The sequence below is a fragment of the Streptomyces sp. NPDC048637 genome (assembly GCF_040650675.1).
Classification (GTDB): Bacteria; Actinomycetota; Actinomycetes; order Streptomycetales; family Streptomycetaceae; genus Streptomyces.
On record NZ_JBEZHQ010000012.1, the window covers coordinates 88,093 to 103,609 of the forward strand.

The following is a 15,517-nucleotide window of genomic DNA, read 5'->3' on the forward strand; positions in this document are numbered from 1 at the left end:
ATGAGCAACGCTACGGGCGGGACCCGGCGGCCCGCACCCGGCAAGGGACAGCTTCTGGCGCTGCTCGGCCTGCTGGCCGCCGTGGCCATCCTGTCCACCCACCACGACGGCCTCCCCTTCTGGCTGGGCGCCCTGACCGGCACGGTCGCCGTCCTCGGCTACCTCGCCTGCTTCGATGCCCCGCGCGGCATCTGGCAGTGGCTGCCGGCGCTCGTGGGTTTCTGCGCGGCGTTCCTGTTCGCGGGCCAGTTCCTGATCGCCCTGCTGGTCTGAGGGCGGGGGCGGACCTCCCCGCGGGACGGTGCGGAACGACCGGTCAGTAAAGTTCGGCTCCCGTCCCCCGGACCGGTCCCCGTCCCCTCCCGACCTCTGAGGTATCCGGCAGTGAGCCCCGCACCACCCGCCCCGGCCGCTCCTGAACCCCTGTCCGTCGTCGGCATCGGGGCCGACGGCTGGGACGGACTGCCCGCCTCCTCCCGGCAGGCCCTGTGCGCCGCCGAGGTGCTGATCGGCGGCGCGCGCCAGCTCGCGCTGCTGCCCGGGGAGTGCGCCGGTGAGCGCGTCCCGTGGCCGTCGCCCCTGCGCCCCGCCGTCCCCGGGCTGCTCACCGCGTACGCCGGACGCCGGGTGTGCGTGCTGGCCAGCGGCGACCCGATGTTCTACGGCATCGGGCGGACGCTGACCGAGGTGATTGGGGAGCAGGCGGCCGCGGGAGACACGGCGGGCGGGCCCCCGGCCACCGGCGCCGGCCACCGGCTGCGGATCCTCCCGCACCCCTCCTCCGTCTCCCACGCCTGCGCCCGCCTGGGCTGGCCGGTGGAGGACACCGAGGTCGTCACGCTCGTCGGACGGCCCGCCGAGAACCTGGTCCGCGTGCTGTACGACGGCCGCCGGGTGCTGGTGCTGTCCGCGGGCGCCGGCACCCCCGCCGAGGTCGCGGCCCTGCTGCGCGCCCACGGCTTCGGCCCGACCCGGATGCGCGTACTGGAGCAGCTCGGCGGCCCCCGCGAACGGAGCGCCGAGGGCACCGCCGACGACTGGGACGCACCGCCCGGCGACCCCCTCAACGTCCTCGCCCTCGACTGCCGCCGCGCGCCCGGCACCCCGCCGCTCTCCACCGTCCCCGGTCTCCCCGACGCCGCGTACGAGCACGACGGCCAGCTCACCAAGCGCCATGTCCGCGCCGCCACCCTCGCCGCGCTGGCGCCCGCCCCCGGCGAACTCCTCTGGGACATCGGCGGCGGCTCCGGCTCCATCGCCATCGAGTGGCTGCGGGCGCACCGCAGCTGCCGCGCCGTCAGCGTCGAGCGTGACCCCGTACGGGCCGAGCGGATCGGCCGGAACGCGGATGCGCTCGGCGTCCCGGGGCTGCGCGTCGTCCCCGGTTCCGCGCCCGCCGCGCTGGACGGTCTGCCGAGGCCGGACGCGGTCTTCATCGGCGGCGGGCTGACCGCCCCCGGCCTGCTGGCCGCGTGCTGGGCGGCGCTGCCCGCGGGCGGCCGGATCGTGGCGAACACCGTGACGCTGGAGTCCGAGGCGCTGCTCGCGGACTGGTACCGGCGGCACGGTGGCGAGCTGGTCCGGCTCGCGGTCGCCCGTGCCGTGCCGGTCGGCGGTTTCACCGGCTGGCGGCAGGCGATGCCGGTCACCCAGTGGGCGGCCGTGAAGCCGCTGCCCGCCTCCCCGTCCCCGACCGCCCTCCCTCAGGAGACCGAGCAACCATGACCGTCCACTTCATCGGCGCGGGTCCCGGCGCCGCCGACCTGATCACCGTGCGCGGCGCCCGGACGCTCGCCTCCTGCGGGGTCTGTCTGTACGCCGGCAGCCTGGTGCCGCGCGAACTGCTCGCCGAGTGCCCGCCCGGCGCCCGGCTCGTCGACACCGCTCAGCTGGACCTCGACACGATCACCGCCGAGATGGTCCGCGCGCATGAGGAGGGCCAGGACGTGGCCCGGCTGCACTCGGGCGACCCGTCCGTCTTCAGCGCGGTCGCCGAGCAGATGCGCCGGCTGGATGCGGCCGGTGTGCCGTACGACGTGGTGCCGGGCGTCCCCGCGTTCGCCGCGGCGGCGGCCGCCCTGAAGCGCGAGCTGACCGTCCCCACCGTCGGCCAGACCGTCATCCTCACCCGGGTCGCCCAGCGGGCCACCCCCATGCCCGAGGGCGAGGACCTCGCCACGCTCGGGCGCAGCGGTGCGCTGCTGGTGCTCCACCTGGCCGCCATGTACGTCGACCGGGTCGTCGCCGAACTCCTGCCGCACTACGGCGCCGACTGCCCCGCCGCGGTCGTCGCCATGGCCTCCCGCCCCGACGAACTCGTGCTGCGCGGCACCCTGGCCGATATCGCCGGCCAGGTGAAGGCCGCGGGCGTGGTCCGTACGGCCGTCATCATGGTCGGCCGCACCCTGGGCGCCGAGCAGTTCCGCGACAGCCACCTCTACTCGACGGACCGCGAGCGGCCGCACCTGCCGTGCGCCGCGCCGTCGGACGCCGCGCCGTCGGACGCGGAGACCCCGTAGCCGGTGCGCACGGGCCGTGGCTGCGGCCGCGGCCGTTCTTCCGCCCCCCATTCCGCACGGAATTCCGCCCGGGATGGCGGCGGGAATGCCGGCCGGACATGGGTGAACCCCGGAACTGGAGGTTCCGGGGTTCCGGCCGCGCCCTGCCGCAATGCCGAGGCACCGGTGGGGCGAGAGCAATACTCCTGGCCGTCAAACGGTGCCGCTCAGAGGCTGGTGGTCTCCGCCGTGGCCGCACCGGCGACCTGGCCGGGCAGGTTCGACGCGAGCGAGTCGGCGGTCCCGACGACATTGCCGACGCTCACGGCGGCACCGTGCCCGGCGACCTCGACACCGGCGCTGGCGAGCCCACCGGCAATGCCGTCCAGCTCGCTGTCGGCAATCTCGCAGGTGTCGATCTCAGGGGTGAAGCCGTTACGCATGGCGTGCCCTTCCCTTCAGAGCTATGGGTGCTGAACTCACGCGTGCCGAATTGCCCATAAAGCGAATTCGGTCAAAACAGGGCCGTCCGGCACCGGAAACGTGACGCCATAAGGGCGGCCCGTGTGCACGCAGAATGCAATCACGTCAAAGCGTGGCCCGGCAACTTGCCGGGCATTTTTTAACCGGTGTGCAATTGGGTGCAATAATCGCCCTGACCTGCAAGTTTGCCCGCGTCTTGGTGGTGCGTCAACCGTGCGGCGGGTATCGGAAAACTGTCCTGGGAAAGTCCTTCATGCGCGCCCGTCGGTCTTATCTGCGAGTACCGTCCGCCGAATCCGTGGTGAGTGTGATGGGGTGACATGTCTGTCTTCCCGCAGGAAAGGGCTTGCGCCCTCAGTCGGGGTCGTTTTCCGGGTGATGGAACACCGAGGACGAAGCCGAGCACGCGGTCCCGGAAAGTTCCGGCCCCTCCGGCCCCTCCGCCCCCTCTGGCCCCTCCGCCCCTCCGCCACTCCGCCCCCCCCGGGCCCGTCCGGATGGCTCTCCGACCGCATCAGGGTGAATACCCGTTATCCCGCCTCCGGGGGCAGGTAAGGAAGCTGCGACACCCAAGGGGGGCCGAAGCAAAGGAGTACGCCACGATGCGTACCAGACTGGCCGCCGGCGTCGTCGGCGCCGCAGCCCTGCTGACGCTCTTCGGCGGCAACGTCGCCGCGGCCGACGGCAAGGACCATGTCGCACAGGCCAAGGACACCCCGGGCCGGACGGGCGACAGCTCGCCGTGGATGCACGACAGTCCGGGCCGGATGCATGACCGGCCGGGCCGGGTGCACGACCGCCGTGAAGGGCGCTACGACCGCCGGGAGGGCCGCTACGAGCGCCCCGGGCGGTTCCGTGACAACCCGCTGCGGCTGACCACCTGTGCCCTCGGCTCGGCGCTGGGATCGCTCACCGGCAGCGGGGAGGACTGCATGGGCGGCCGGCTCGGCCGCGGGTACCGGGGCTGACGGCTGACGTGGGGGAAGCCCGTCACCGCTGAGGGCTTCCCTGCCGGGCGTCCCCCGGCCCCCGCGGCTCCGCCCGCCCCACCACCATCCCCGCCCGGTCGATGCAGATGACGTCGACCGCGACGGGCGCGCCCCGCAGCACGGCCAGCGACTCGTCCCGCGCCGTCGCCGCCACCAGATCCCCCAGCGGGACACCCGCCGCGATGCACAACTGCAGTGCCGCCAGGCCCGTGTTGGCCTCCGCGACCGCCGCCGCCAGCGCCTCGTCCGCCCCGCCCCGCCGGGCGAGCTCCGCCAGGAACCCCTTGTCCACCTGGGACCGCGCCGAGTGCAGATCCAGATGCCCCGCCGCCAGCTTGGACAGCTTGGCGAACCCGCCGCAGAGGGTGAGCCGCTCCACGGGATGGCGCCGGATGTACTTCAGCACCGCCCCCGCGAAGTCGCCCATGTCCAGCAGCGCGTCCTCGGGCAGACGGTGCAGCGCGACGGCCACCTTCTCCGACGTCGACCCCGTACACCCGGCCACATGCCGCCGCCCCGCCGCGCGTGCGACGTCCACTCCCCGCCGGATGGAGTCGATCCACGCCGAGCAGGAGTACGGCACCACGATCCCGGTGGTCCCCAGGATCGACAGCCCGCCCAGAATCCCCAGCCGCGGATTCCAGGTGCTCCGGGCGATCTCCTCCCCGTGATCGACGGAGATCTCCACCTCGACGTCGGCCACTGCGCCGGCGCCGCCGCCGTAGCGCGCCGCGACCTGCGCCAGATGCTGCCGCATCAGCTGCCGCGGTACGGGATTGACCGCCGGCTCGCCCACCTCCAGCGGCAACCCGGGGCGTGTCACCGTGCCGACCCCCGGCCCGGCCCTGAAGACGACGCCCGACCCCGCGGGCAGCGCCCGCACCGTGGCCCGGACGAGCGCCCCGTGCGTGACATCCGGATCGTCGCCCGCGTCCTTGACGACACCCGCCATGGCGGCCGTCCGGCCCGGCGCCAGCTCCTCCACCGCCAGGGCGAAGGACGGCGTCTGCCCCTTCGGCAGCGTGATCGTCACCGGATCGGGAAACTCCCCGCTCAGCAGCGCCGTGTACGCGGCCGTGCTCGCCGCCGTCGCACAGGCGCCGGTCGTCCAGCCATGCCGCAGCCCGGTGTGCGCGAGCTGCGCGCTACGCCCGCCCGCGGCCTTCCCCGTACCCTGCGGTTGCGCTTCAGCCACGGAGGAACCCACATCCCATGCCCGACGCAGCCCGCCCGCCACGCCATGTACTGATCCTCGGCGGTACGACGGAGGCCCGCCGCCTGGCCGCCGCTCTGGTGCCGGAGCCCGCCCTGCGCGTGACGACCTCGCTCGCCGGCCGGGTCGCCGCGCCACGGCTGCCCGCCGGGGAGGTACGCATCGGCGGGTTCGGCGGCCCCGAGGGCCTCGCCCGCTGGCTGCGCGAGCACGCGGTGGACGCGCTCATCGACGCCACCCATCCTTTCGCCGACACGATCAGTTTCAGCGCGGCCCGGGCCGCCGCCACCGCCCATGTTCCCCTGCTGGCCCTCCGCAGGCCCGGCTGGGTGCCGGGACCCGGCGACGCATGGCACCAGGTCACCTCCCTGGACGAGGCCGCCGCCGCCCTCCCGGCGCTCGGCAGCCGGATCTTCCTCACCACCGGCCGGATGGGCCTCTCCCACTTCGCCCACCTCACCGACCCCTGGTTCCTGGTCCGCTCCGTCGACGCCCCCGAGCCCCCGCACCCGCCCCGGATGGAGGTGCTGCTCGACCGGGGCCCCTTCACCGTGGAGGGCGAGCGCGCGCTGCTCCGCGCCCACCGCATCGACGTACTCGTGACGAAGGACAGCGGCGCCGCCGCGACCGCCGCCAAGCTGGCGGCGGCGCGGGAGGCCGGGGTCCCGGTGGTGGTTGTACGGCGCCCGCCGGTGCCCGACGGGGTGCCGGTGGCGGCGGCTCCGGACGAGGCGGTGAACTGGGTCCGCGAGGTATTCAGCGAGGCCGATTCACACTGAGCCGATTGGCTTCCCGGACCCTCTCCACCAATTCTTCCCGCCGCCTTGCGGATTCCTCTTTCGCGTCCTCGTCACTCGGGTCGTGGGCAGCGGTGGAGTCGGCCGTCTCCTCGCTCACGGGACGCACTTCCGCACCGCCTGCGCGAGCCGCCGCGCGAGCTCCGGAGTGCAGCGCCCCAGGTCCACCAGCGGGCGCGGGAAGTCCCCCACCAGCGACACCCCGTCCAGAGCCAGGGACGGCAAGGTGATGTCCGCCCCCTTCAGCGCCGCCCGCAACTCGTCCCGTGCCTGCTCGGCCTCCCTGATCCTCCCGGCCGCCGGAGTGCGCTCCGCCATTCCCATTTCCCGTCTCCGTTCGAGTCCTGACTGGGCCCTCAATGCCCTTTCCCCGTCCTGGAGTTGTCACTCCGGTCAGCTCTCGAAAGGGAGTGGCGTTGTCGTGGGCACGGGCAGTGGAGGGGTGGGGAATTGGTCGAAGAGCCAGCAGAAAACGAGCGATGCCGGCTGTCCTACGATCGCCTGCGAGACGTCGAGGTCGCCGACGGAGTGGAACGGGTATGACCCCACCGCGGCACAGCAGCAGGACGTGGACAGCGAGCTCGACCGGCGTCTGGCCGAGGCGACCGGCCGGTGAGCGATGCCCCGCACATCGTTCTGGACGACACCGCGATGACCGCACTCCTTCGGTGCATCCCTTTTGGAGTCACCCGGGGCTGCGCTGCCGCCTGGTGGCTGCCACGATCACGAACGTGACGCTGATCAGGAGCGCCCATGAGCCGAACTTCTCCAGGGCGACCGGTTGCCAGCCGTGGAGTTGGTGCGGGTAGCGCCATGCGCCCAGGTAGGTGGCGATGTTCTCGGCCAGCCACAGGAAGAATCCGATCAGCGCGAAGGACAGCGCCAGCGGCATGCGGTAGCGCGCCTTCCCCACGGTGAACCGCACCGAGGTGCCTCCCGTGACCGCAACGAGCAGCACGGCGAGGGGCCAGCGCACGTCGGGCAGCCAGTGGTGACTGAAGAAGTTCACGTAGATGGCCACGGCGACGGCAGTGGTGGCGCGGGGCCGGTAGCGGACGAGTTCCAGCTCCATCAGCTGCCATGCGCGGCAGACATAGCTGCCCACCGCGGCATAGAGAAATCCCCCGTACAGGGGCACGCCCGCGAACTTGAACACCGCGGGCTCCGGATAGCTCCAGGAGCCGAGAGAGACCTTCACCAGCTCGAAGGCCAGCCCGGTCGCGTGACAGACGGCGATGACCAGGACATCCCTGCTGCTCTCCCATCCGCGCAGGCGGAACACCAGCGTGAGCAGCAGTCCATAGACGAGCAACAGGTCGTACCTGGCCACCGGCAACTGCGGCAGCACGGTGGAAAGCGCGACCCCCGCGAGCAGAGCGACGGCGAACGCGCAGCTGCTCGTCTGGAGCCGGGTGAAGATCAGCAGTTGCTGTACGCGGGCCATATTCGCGTGCATGGTGCGAGAGACGCTTCTGTGACGGGAGAGGTTGCCGAAGGTGTGGTCGGCCGGCAGCGGCCACGAGCGGACGGACACCCCTCGGAAGAGGAAGAACGATGCAGGCACAGCCCGCCCGCCCGGCAGCCTCACCCCTCCGGATACCTCCGCGGCGTCCACACGACCTCGGTTCCGTTGTCGCGCCGTACCGCCTGTGTCTGTGACGACCCGACGATCAGGAGGGTGCGCATGTCGACCTGGTGCGGGTCGAGGTCGGCGAGGCGGACCGTGCGGACCGACTCCTCGCTGCCGCCGATGTCGCGGGCGAGGATGACGGGGGTGTCGGGGGCGCGGTGTTCCAGGAGGAGTTCGCGGGCCTTGCCGACCTGCCAGGTGCGGCTCCGGGAGCCGGGGTTGTAGAGGGCGAGGGCCAGGTCGGCGCCGGCCGCGGCGTGCAGGCGTTCGGCGATGACCTCCCACGGCTTGAGGCGGTCGGAGAGGGAGATGACCGCGTAGTCGTGGCCGAGGGGCGCGCCGGCGCGGGCGGCGGCCGCGTTGGCGGCGGTGACGCCCGGGAGGACCCGTACGGGAATGGCGCGGTAGGGGGACTGGCAGGCGACCTCCAGGACGGCGGTGGCCATCGCGAAGATCCCCGGGTCGCCGCCGGAGACCACGGCCACCCGGCGGCCGCGCCGGGCCAGGTCGAGGGCGAGTTCGGCGCGTTCGGACTCGACCTTGTTGTCGGAGGCGTGGCGGCGCTGGCCGGGGCGCAGCGGGACGCGGTCCAGGTAGGTGGTGTAGCCGACGAGGTCGTCGGCGGCGGCCAGGGCGCCGCGGGACTCCGGGGTCAGCCAGAGCGGGCCGGCCGGACCGGTGCCGACGACCACGACCTCGCCGGGGCCGGGCGAGGAGACCGCTTCGCCGAGGCCGGACGGTTCGCTGGCTGTAGCTGTAGCCGCAGCAGAAGCGGTAGCCGTAGCCGAACCAGTAGCCGCAGCCGCAGCCGTTTCCGTGACCGGGACATCGGCGATGCGGCTCGGCACGACGGTGACGGAGAAGTAGGGCACCGTCTCCGCGTCGATGTCGGCGAGCCGCTCCGTGCGTTCGCCGGACATCGTCGCGCGCTCGACGTAGTGGGCCTCCGGGAGGCGGCCGGAGCGTGCCATGGCGCGGCGGACGGTCGGGAAGGTGCGGCCCAGCTTCATGACGACGGCCGTGTCGGTCGAGGCCAGGCGGGCGGTCAGTTCCTCCTCCGGGAGCGTGCCGGGGAGGATCGTCAGGACCTCGTCGGCCTCGGCGAGCGGCTTGCCCAGGCGGGCCGCGGCGGCGCTGATGGAGGTGACGCCGGGGATGACCTCGGTCGGATAGCGGTGGGCCAGCCGCTTGTGCATGTGCTGGTAGGAGCCGTAGAAGAGCGGATCGCCCTCGGAGATGACGGCGACGGTCCGGCCGGCGTCGAGATGGGTGGCGAGGCGGGCCGCCGCGGTCTCGTAGAACTCGTCCAGCGCGCCCCGGTAGCCGCCGGGGTGGTCGGTCGACTCGGTGGTGACCGGATAGACCAGCGCTTCCTCGATGTGGTCGGCGCGGAGGTGACCGGCGGCGATGGAGCGCGCGATGGACCGTCCGTGCCGGGCGCTGTGGTAGGCGATGACGTCGGCCCCGGCGATGACCTCGACCGCCCGGACCGTCATGAGGGACGGGTCGCCGGGGCCGAGGCCCACACCGTAGAGACGACCGGTCAGCTGCTGCTCGCTCACGCTTACTCTTCCTCGCTTGCCAGGGCGTTGATCGCGGCCGCGGCCATGGCGCTGCCGCCCCGGCGCCCGCGCACCACGATGTGGTCCAGCTTCGACGGGTGGCCGATCAGCGCGTCCTTGGACTCCGCGGCGCCGATGAAGCCGACGGGTATGCCGATGACGGCGGCGGGGCGGGGCGCGCCTTCCTCGATCATTTCGAGGAACCGGAAGAGGGCGGTGGGGGCGTTGCCGAACGCGACCACGGCGCCTTCCATCCGGTCCCGCCACAGCTCCAGGGCGGCGGCGCTGCGGGTCGTCCCCATCCGGGCGGCCAGGTCCGGTACCGACGGATCGGTGAGGGTGCACAGGACGTCGTTGCCGGCCGGCAGCCGCTTCCGGGTGACGCCGCTGGCCACCATGTTGGCGTCGCAGAGGATCGGCGCACCGGCGCGCAGCGCCTCGCGGGCGCGGGCCACCACCTCGGGGGTGAAGGCCAGATCGCGTACCAGGTCGACCATGCCGCAGGCGTGGATCATCCGGACCGCGACCCGGCTGACGTCGGCGGGCAGGCCGTCGAGGTCCGCCTCGGCGCGGATGGTGGCGAAGGACTGGCGGTAGATCGCCGCCCCGTCCTTCTCGTAGTCGAACGCGGTCACTGTGGCCTCGGGGTTGTCGGATACGGGGCGGTTCATGGGGTGGGGCATGGGGCTGTGGGTCGGGGGTGGTTCATGGGGTGGGCATGGGGCTGTGGGGCAGGGGCGGTTCATGCGGTGGCGGCGGATGGCGCTGCGGAGGGTGTCGCCACCGGTGCGGGGTGCGGGGCGGCTGTGGCCGTCGGCCGTACGACCGATACCCGGTAGCCCTGCGCCGTCGCCAGCACATCGACCCAGGCGCCGTGCGGGTGGCCGCAGCGGCGTTCGCAGCCGGACCAGTACACGGGGAGCTGATGCAGGGCGGGCTGCTGTCCTGGCTCGCCGGGGACGGGGGCGCCCGCCGTCACCGCGGCCGTCGCGTCGGCCCGTACGTCGGTACGGGACTTGGCGCAGCCGGGGCGGCCGGTGCAGGCGCCGATGCGGTGCCAGGGGGAGTCCGGGCCGGTGATCAGCCCGGCGGCGGACAGTTCGCGCAGGCGGGGGGCTGCCGTGTCGGCGGACAGCCCGGGGATGACGATGCCGCGCCAGGGGGTGAGGCGGAGCGCGCCGGCACCGTCCTCGGCGGCGACGGCGGTCAGCAGGCGCCACTGGGCGACCGACAGCCGTCCCAGCGGCGCGAGCACGGAGAGCGCGCGGGCGCCGTCGCTGCCCTCGATGACGCCGGGGGAGGAGGAGTCGGCGTACGGGATGGAACCGGCGGATGGGACGGAACCGGCGTACGGGAGGGAACCGGCGGATGGGACGGAACCGGCGTACGGGAGGGAGTCGGCGTACGGCACAGGGGTGGCGTACGGCACGGAGTCGGGCGCGGCCGCCTCGGCCACAGCCGCGGTCCCGGCCACGTCCCCGGCCGCGCTCGCGTTCGTGGTCCTGGCAACGTCCCCGGCCGCGCTCGCGTTCGCGGTCCCGGCAACGTCCCCGGCCGCACACTCCGCCCCAATGCTCACAACCTCCGCCCCGATCCCCGCCGCCTGCAGTCGCTCCGCGACCACCCGGGCCGTCAGGCCATGTCCGTCGGGGAGTTCACGTACCCGCCAGGCGCCGCTGCCGCTCGCCCCGGCGGCGGTCAGGAAGGCCTCGGCGGCGGTGAGTGCGGCGCGCGGGACGTCCGGACCGGCGATCCGCAGCGCCGCCGGATCGTCGCCGACCCGTAGCAGCGCGGTGCCCCCGGACCCGGCCGGGCACCCGGAGCCGGGCAGGTCCCCGTGCTCCGCCGGCGCCCCGGTCCCGCCCGGTTCTGCGACCAAGCTCACATCGCCGCCGAGCGCCGCCACATCGCCCCGTCCGTCGTCCAGGACGAAGAGGAAACGGCCCGACAGCGCGGTCGCGGACTCGCTCGCGCAGAGCAGTCCGTCCAGCTCACGGGCCCACAACCGCACGTCAGAAGGGGTGTGCCGGTCCAGTCCTGCCAGCGGGGAGGCGAGGATGTTGCGGATGCGTTCGTGGCGCTCGGAGGGCAGCAGACCGGCGTCGCGCAGCAGGGCGGCGAGCCGGCCGCCGCAGCCGTCCGGGAGGCCGCGGAGTTCCGCGTTGCCGCGGGAGGTGAGCGAGAGATGGCCGTCGCCGAGCCGGTCCGCGGCGTCGGCCAGCGCCGCTGCCTGACGCACCGTCAAATCTCCGGCGGGCAGTCGCACTCGGGCGAGGTGACCGTCGGCGGCGGAGTGCAGCCGCAGCGCTCCCGGGCAGGCGTCACCGCGGTCCCGTATGGGCGGTTCGGTCCCTTGGGGCCGTATCGAGGGGGAGGGCGGCATGGCCGCGAGCATACCCACGGAGAGGGGTGGCCCATCCGGGCCGGATCCGGCCACGGACCCCGGCCCGGATCCGCGTACGGAGGTGTGCGCCCCCGTCCCGGTACGGCTGCTCCGGAGGCCCGCTTACCTCCCCCGTCCACAGCCCTTACTATGCAGGTCGGTGGGTCGGCTGGCCCGCCGGACGCCAGCGACGGCGCAGGGCCTTACGGCCCAAGGGAGGAAGCCCGGTGCGAATCCGGCGCGGTCCCGCCACTGTGAACCCGGCAGCTGCCGGGTGAGCCAGGAACTCCCGCCGTCCATACGACCACCCGGGGCGCGGATACCCCGAGGAAGGCCTGCGCTCGCATGCTTCTGCTGCTGTCGACCTCCGACACCGACCTGCTCAGCGCCCGCGCGGCCACGGGTCCCGTGCCGTACCGGCTCGCCAACCCCGCCCGCCTCGACGTCGCCGAACTCCCCGCGCTGCTGGAGGGCACCGACCTCGTCGTCGTGCGCCTCCTCGGCGGCATCCGCGCCTGGGAGGAGGGCCTGGAGGTGCTGCTCGCCGAGGACCAGCACCGGCCCGTCGTCGTGCTCACCGGTGAACAGGCCCCCGACGCCCAGCTCATGGAGCAGTCCACGGTCCCGGTCGGTATCGCGGCCGAGGCGCACGCCTACCTCGCGCACGGCGGTCCCGCCAACCTCGACCAGCTCGCCCGCTTCCTCTCCGACACGGTGCTGCTGACCGGCCATGGCTTCGAGCCGCCGGAGCCCGCCCCGTCCTGGGGCCCGCTGGACTGGGAAGGCCGCAACGAGAGCGGCCCGCTGGTCGCCGTGCTCTACTACCGCGCCCACCACATGAGCGGCAACACCGCCTTTGTCCGGACCCTGTGCGAGCAGATCGAGGCGGCGGGCGGGCGCGCCCGGCCGCTGTTCGTGGCCTCCCTCCGCGCCCCCGAGCCGGAGTTGATCGAGGCGCTGGGGGCCGCCGACGCCCTGGTCACCACGGTTCTCGCGGCGGGCGGCACCAAGCCTGCCGAGGCCTCCGCCGGCGGCGACGACGAGTCCTGGGACGCGGGCGCGCTGGCCGCCCTGGACGTGCCGATCCTGCAGGCCCTGTGCCTGACCGGGCCGCGCAGCGCCTGGGAGGAGAACGACGAGGGGCTGTCGCCGCTGGACGCCGCCTCGCAGATCGCGGTCCCCGAGTTCGACGGCCGGCTGATCACCGTCCCGTTCTCCTTCAAGGAGGTCGACGAGGACGGCCTGCCGGTCTACGCCGCCGACCCCGAGCGCGCCGCCCGGGTCGCCGGGATCGCCGTCCGGCACGCCCGGCTGCGCCACATCCCGGCCGCGGAGAAGCGCCTCGCGCTGGTGCTGTCCGCCTACCCGACCAAGCACTCCCGGATCGGCAACGCGGTCGGCCTGGACACCCCGGCCAGTGCCGTGGCCCTGCTGCGCCGGCTTCAGGCCGACGGCTACGACTTCGGCACCGAAGAGGTTCCCGGCCTCGTCTCCGGCGACGGTGACGAGCTGATCTACGCCCTCATCGAGGCCGGCGGCCACGACCAGGAGTGGCTCACGGAGGAGCAGCTCGCCCGCAACCCGGTCCGTATCCCGGCCGCCGACTACAAGCGCTGGTACGCCACGCTGCCGCAGGAACTCCGGGACTCCGTCGAGGGGCACTGGGGCCCGCCGCCCGGCGAGATGTTCGTCGACCGCAGCCGGAACCCCGACGGCGACATCGTGCTGGCCGCCCTGCGCCGCGGCAATCTCCTGATCCTCATCCAGCCGCCGCGCGGCTTCGGCGAGAACCCGATCGCGATCTACCACGACCCCGATCTGCCGCCCTCGCACCACTACTTGGCGGCCTACCGCTGGATCGCGGCCTCCGCGGACGACGGCGGCTTCGGCGCGGACGCCATGGTCCACCTGGGCAAGCACGGCAACCTGGAGTGGCTGCCCGGCAAGAACGCGGGCCTGTCCGCGGCCTGCGGCCCGGACGCCGCCCTCGGTGACCTCCCGCTCGTCTACCCCTTCCTGGTCAACGACCCCGGCGAGGGCACCCAGGCCAAGCGCCGGGTCCACGCCACCCTCGTCGACCACCTCGTCCCGCCGATGGCCCGCGCCGAGTCCTACGGCGACATCGCGCGCCTGGAGCAGCTCCTCGACGAGTACGCCGCCATCTCCGCCATGGACCCGGCCAAGCTGCCCGCGATCCGCGCCCAGATCTGGACGCTGATCCAGGCCGCCAAGCTCGACCACGACCTGGGCCTGGAGGCCCGCCCCGACGACGACGGCTTTGACGACTTCCTGCTGCACGTCGACGGCTGGCTGTGTGAGGTCAAGGACGCCCAGATCCGCGACGGACTGCATGTCCTGGGCGGGGCGCCCACCGGCGCGGCCCGGGTCAATCTTGTCCTCGCCATCCTTCGCGCCCGGCAGATCTGGGGCGGCACTTCCGCCCTGCCCGGTCTGCGGGAGGCGCTGGGTCTCGACGAGTCGGCGGCCACCCGGACGACCGCCGACGCGGCCGAGGAAACCGCCCGCGGCCTGGTCCAGGCGATGGAGGACGCGGCCTGGGACCCGGCGGCGGTGTCCGCGGTCGCCGAGGGGCACCCGTCCGCGGTCGCCGACATCCTCGACTTCGCCGCCCGTCAGGTCGTCCCGCGGCTCGCCGCCACCACCGACGAGATCGACCACGCCGTGCACGCCCTCAACGGCGGCTTCGTCCCGGCCGGCCCCTCCGGCTCCCCGCTCCGTGGCCTGGTCAACGTGCTGCCGACGGGCCGGAACTTCTACTCCGTCGACCCCAAGGCCGTGCCCTCCCGCCTCGCCTGGGAGACCGGCCAGGCCCTCGCCGACTCCCTCCTGGCGCGCTACCGCGACGACAACGGCGACTGGCCGCAGTCCGTCGGTCTGTCGCTGTGGGGCACCAGCGCCATGCGGACGTCCGGTGACGATGTGGCCGAGGCGCTGGCGCTGCTGGGTGTCCGCCCCGTCTGGGACGACGCCTCGCGCCGGGTCAACGGGCTGGAGCCCATCCCCCTCGCCGAACTCGGCCGTCCCCGTGTCGATGTCACGCTGCGCATCTCCGGCTTCTTCCGGGACGCCTTCCCGCATGTCATCGGCCTGCTCGACGACGCGGTACGGCTCGCCGCCGGACTGGACGAGCCGGCCGCGGACAACTACGTCCGCGCCCACACCCAGGCCGACCTCGCCGACCACGGCGACGAACGCCGCGCCACCACGCGCATCTTCGGCTCCCGCCCGGGGACGTACGGCGCGGGCCTGCTCCAGCTGATCGACTCCCGCGACTGGCGCACCGACGCGGACCTCGCCGAGGTCTACACGGTGTGGGGCGGCTACGCCTACGGCCGCGGGCTGGAAGGCCGCCCGGCCCGCTCCGAGATGGAGACCGCCTACAAGCGCATCGCGGTGGCGGCGAAGAACACGGACACCCGCGAACACGACATCGCCGACTCCGACGACTACTTCCAGTACCACGGCGGCATGGTCGCCACCGTCAAGGCGCTCAAGGGCAAGGCCCCCGAGGCGTACATCGGTGACTCCACCCGCCCGGAGACGGTCCGCACCCGCACCCTGGTCGAGGAGACCTCCCGGGTCTTCCGCGCCCGGGTGGTCAACCCCCGCTGGATCGAGGCGATGCGCCGCCACGGTTACAAGGGCGCCTTCGAACTCGCCGCCACCGTGGACTACTTGTTCGGCTATGACGCCACCACGGGCGTCGTCGCCGACTGGATGTACGACAAGCTCGCCCAGACCTACGTCCTCGACCCCGAGAACCGTGCCTTCCTGGAGGAGGCCAACCCCTGGGCCCTGCACGGGATCGCCGAACGCCTCCTGGAGGCGGAATCCCGCGGGATGTGGGAGAAGCCGGACGCCGAGACGCTGGCGGCCCTGCGCCAGGCGTTCCTGGAGACCGAAGGGGAGCTGGAGGGGGAGGACTGACCTGCGGCGGGGCG

At 73.5% G+C, this 15,517-nt stretch carries 13 protein-coding genes and 1 riboswitch; of the genes, 6 read left to right on the top strand and 7 right to left on the bottom strand.

The features are described from left to right. From AB0C46_RS17865 to cobM, 3 genes are all read left to right on the top strand, one after another. On the top strand, positions 1 to 273 hold the full coding sequence (locus AB0C46_RS17865) for a hypothetical protein (protein ID WP_362828733.1): 273 nt from the start codon (positions 1 to 3) through the stop codon (positions 271 to 273). A gap of 111 nt (positions 274 to 384) precedes the next feature. Continuing rightward, the gene (cbiE, locus tag AB0C46_RS17870; RefSeq protein WP_362828734.1) at positions 385 to 1,725 is read left to right on the top strand and encodes a precorrin-6y C5,15-methyltransferase (decarboxylating) subunit CbiE; all 1,341 of its coding nucleotides are present in this window, start codon (positions 385 to 387) and stop codon (positions 1,723 to 1,725) included. After that, complete coding sequence (cobM, locus tag AB0C46_RS17875; RefSeq protein ID WP_362828735.1) at positions 1,722 to 2,519, top strand: precorrin-4 C(11)-methyltransferase; 798 nt, start codon at positions 1,722 to 1,724, stop codon at positions 2,517 to 2,519. Before cbiE ends, cobM begins: the two co-directional genes overlap by 4 nt. Before the next feature lie 206 nt (positions 2,520 to 2,725). On the opposite strand, the gene AB0C46_RS17880 is transcribed toward cobM, so the two are convergent. Next, positions 2,726 to 2,941, bottom strand: a complete 216-nt coding sequence (locus tag AB0C46_RS17880) for a hypothetical protein (RefSeq protein WP_362828736.1) — start codon at positions 2,939 to 2,941, stop codon at positions 2,726 to 2,728. Positions 2,942 to 3,583: 642 nt separating this feature from the next. On the opposite strand from AB0C46_RS17880, the gene AB0C46_RS17885 reads away from it, so the two are divergent. Further along, positions 3,584 to 3,949 carry a hypothetical protein gene (locus AB0C46_RS17885; protein WP_362828737.1) on the top strand — a complete coding sequence of 122 codons (366 nt, stop codon included), beginning with the start codon at positions 3,584 to 3,586 and terminating at the stop codon, positions 3,947 to 3,949. A 22-nt stretch (positions 3,950 to 3,971) separates the two neighbouring features. On the opposite strand, the gene AB0C46_RS17890 is transcribed toward AB0C46_RS17885, so the two are convergent. Next, entirely contained in the window at positions 3,972 to 5,165 is a 1,194-nt protein-coding gene (locus AB0C46_RS17890) for a cobalt-precorrin-5B (C(1))-methyltransferase (protein WP_362828738.1), read from the bottom strand. A gap of 17 nt (positions 5,166 to 5,182) precedes the next feature. On the opposite strand from AB0C46_RS17890, the gene AB0C46_RS17895 reads away from it, so the two are divergent. Then, positions 5,183 to 5,962, top strand: coding sequence for a cobalt-precorrin-6A reductase (locus AB0C46_RS17895; protein ID WP_362828739.1), 780 nt, complete (start codon positions 5,183 to 5,185; stop codon positions 5,960 to 5,962). Between the two features lie 114 nt (positions 5,963 to 6,076). Here the strand turns inward: AB0C46_RS17895 and AB0C46_RS17900 are convergent, their stop codons facing one another. The 5 genes from AB0C46_RS17900 to AB0C46_RS17920 all read right to left on the bottom strand — a co-directional run bounded on the left by AB0C46_RS17900 (position 6,077) and on the right by AB0C46_RS17920 (position 11,555). After that, entirely contained in the window at positions 6,077 to 6,304 is a 228-nt protein-coding gene (locus AB0C46_RS17900; RefSeq protein WP_362828740.1) for a hypothetical protein, read from the bottom strand. A 361-nt stretch (positions 6,305 to 6,665) separates the two neighbouring features. Beyond that, complete coding sequence (locus AB0C46_RS17905; RefSeq protein ID WP_362828741.1) at positions 6,666 to 7,436, bottom strand: DUF817 domain-containing protein; 771 nt, start codon at positions 7,434 to 7,436, stop codon at positions 6,666 to 6,668. A gap of 128 nt (positions 7,437 to 7,564) precedes the next feature. Then, positions 7,565 to 9,172 (bottom strand): precorrin-2 C(20)-methyltransferase, encoded by a 1,608-nt coding sequence (locus AB0C46_RS17910; RefSeq protein WP_362828742.1) that lies wholly within the window; start codon positions 9,170 to 9,172, stop codon positions 7,565 to 7,567. A 2-nt stretch (positions 9,173 to 9,174) separates the two neighbouring features. Continuing rightward, positions 9,175 to 9,843 carry a precorrin-8X methylmutase gene (locus AB0C46_RS17915; RefSeq protein WP_362828743.1) on the bottom strand — a complete coding sequence of 223 codons (669 nt, stop codon included), beginning with the start codon at positions 9,841 to 9,843 and terminating at the stop codon, positions 9,175 to 9,177. Between the two features lie 71 nt (positions 9,844 to 9,914). Continuing rightward, on the bottom strand, positions 9,915 to 11,555 hold the full coding sequence (locus AB0C46_RS17920; protein ID WP_362828744.1) for a cobalamin biosynthesis protein CobG: 1,641 nt from the start codon (positions 11,553 to 11,555) through the stop codon (positions 9,915 to 9,917). A 189-nt stretch (positions 11,556 to 11,744) separates the two neighbouring features. After that, positions 11,745 to 11,856: riboswitch (cobalamin riboswitch) on the top strand. Positions 11,857 to 11,900: 44 nt separating this feature from the next. On the opposite strand from AB0C46_RS17920, the gene cobN reads away from it, so the two are divergent. Then, positions 11,901 to 15,503 (top strand): cobaltochelatase subunit CobN, encoded by a 3,603-nt coding sequence (cobN, locus tag AB0C46_RS17925; RefSeq protein WP_362828745.1) that lies wholly within the window; start codon positions 11,901 to 11,903, stop codon positions 15,501 to 15,503. The last annotated feature ends 14 nt before the right edge of the window (positions 15,504 to 15,517 follow it).

What these genes read in the sequence shown, in the direction of transcription:
- AB0C46_RS17865 (WP_362828733.1), top strand. Translation starts at nt 1, where the DNA reads ATGAGCAACGCTACGGGCGGGACCCGGCGGCCCGCACCCGGCAAGGGA.
- cobM (WP_362828735.1), top strand. Translation starts at nt 1,722, where the DNA reads ATGACCGTCCACTTCATCGGCGCGGGTCCCGGCGCCGCCGACCTGATC.
- AB0C46_RS17880 (WP_362828736.1), bottom strand. Translation starts at nt 2,941, where the DNA reads ATGCGTAACGGCTTCACCCCTGAGATCGACACCTGCGAGATTGCCGAC.
- AB0C46_RS17885 (WP_362828737.1), top strand. Translation starts at nt 3,584, where the DNA reads ATGCGTACCAGACTGGCCGCCGGCGTCGTCGGCGCCGCAGCCCTGCTG.
- AB0C46_RS17895 (WP_362828739.1), top strand. Translation starts at nt 5,183, where the DNA reads ATGCCCGACGCAGCCCGCCCGCCACGCCATGTACTGATCCTCGGCGGT.
- AB0C46_RS17900 (WP_362828740.1), bottom strand. Translation starts at nt 6,304, where the DNA reads ATGGGAATGGCGGAGCGCACTCCGGCGGCCGGGAGGATCAGGGAGGCC.
- AB0C46_RS17905 (WP_362828741.1), bottom strand. Translation starts at nt 7,436, where the DNA reads ATGCACGCGAATATGGCCCGCGTACAGCAACTGCTGATCTTCACCCGG.
- AB0C46_RS17915 (WP_362828743.1), bottom strand. Translation starts at nt 9,843, where the DNA reads ATGAACCGCCCCGTATCCGACAACCCCGAGGCCACAGTGACCGCGTTC.
- AB0C46_RS17920 (WP_362828744.1), bottom strand. Translation starts at nt 11,555, where the DNA reads ATGCCGCCCTCCCCCTCGATACGGCCCCAAGGGACCGAACCGCCCATA.
- cobN (WP_362828745.1), top strand. Translation starts at nt 11,901, where the DNA reads ATGCTTCTGCTGCTGTCGACCTCCGACACCGACCTGCTCAGCGCCCGC.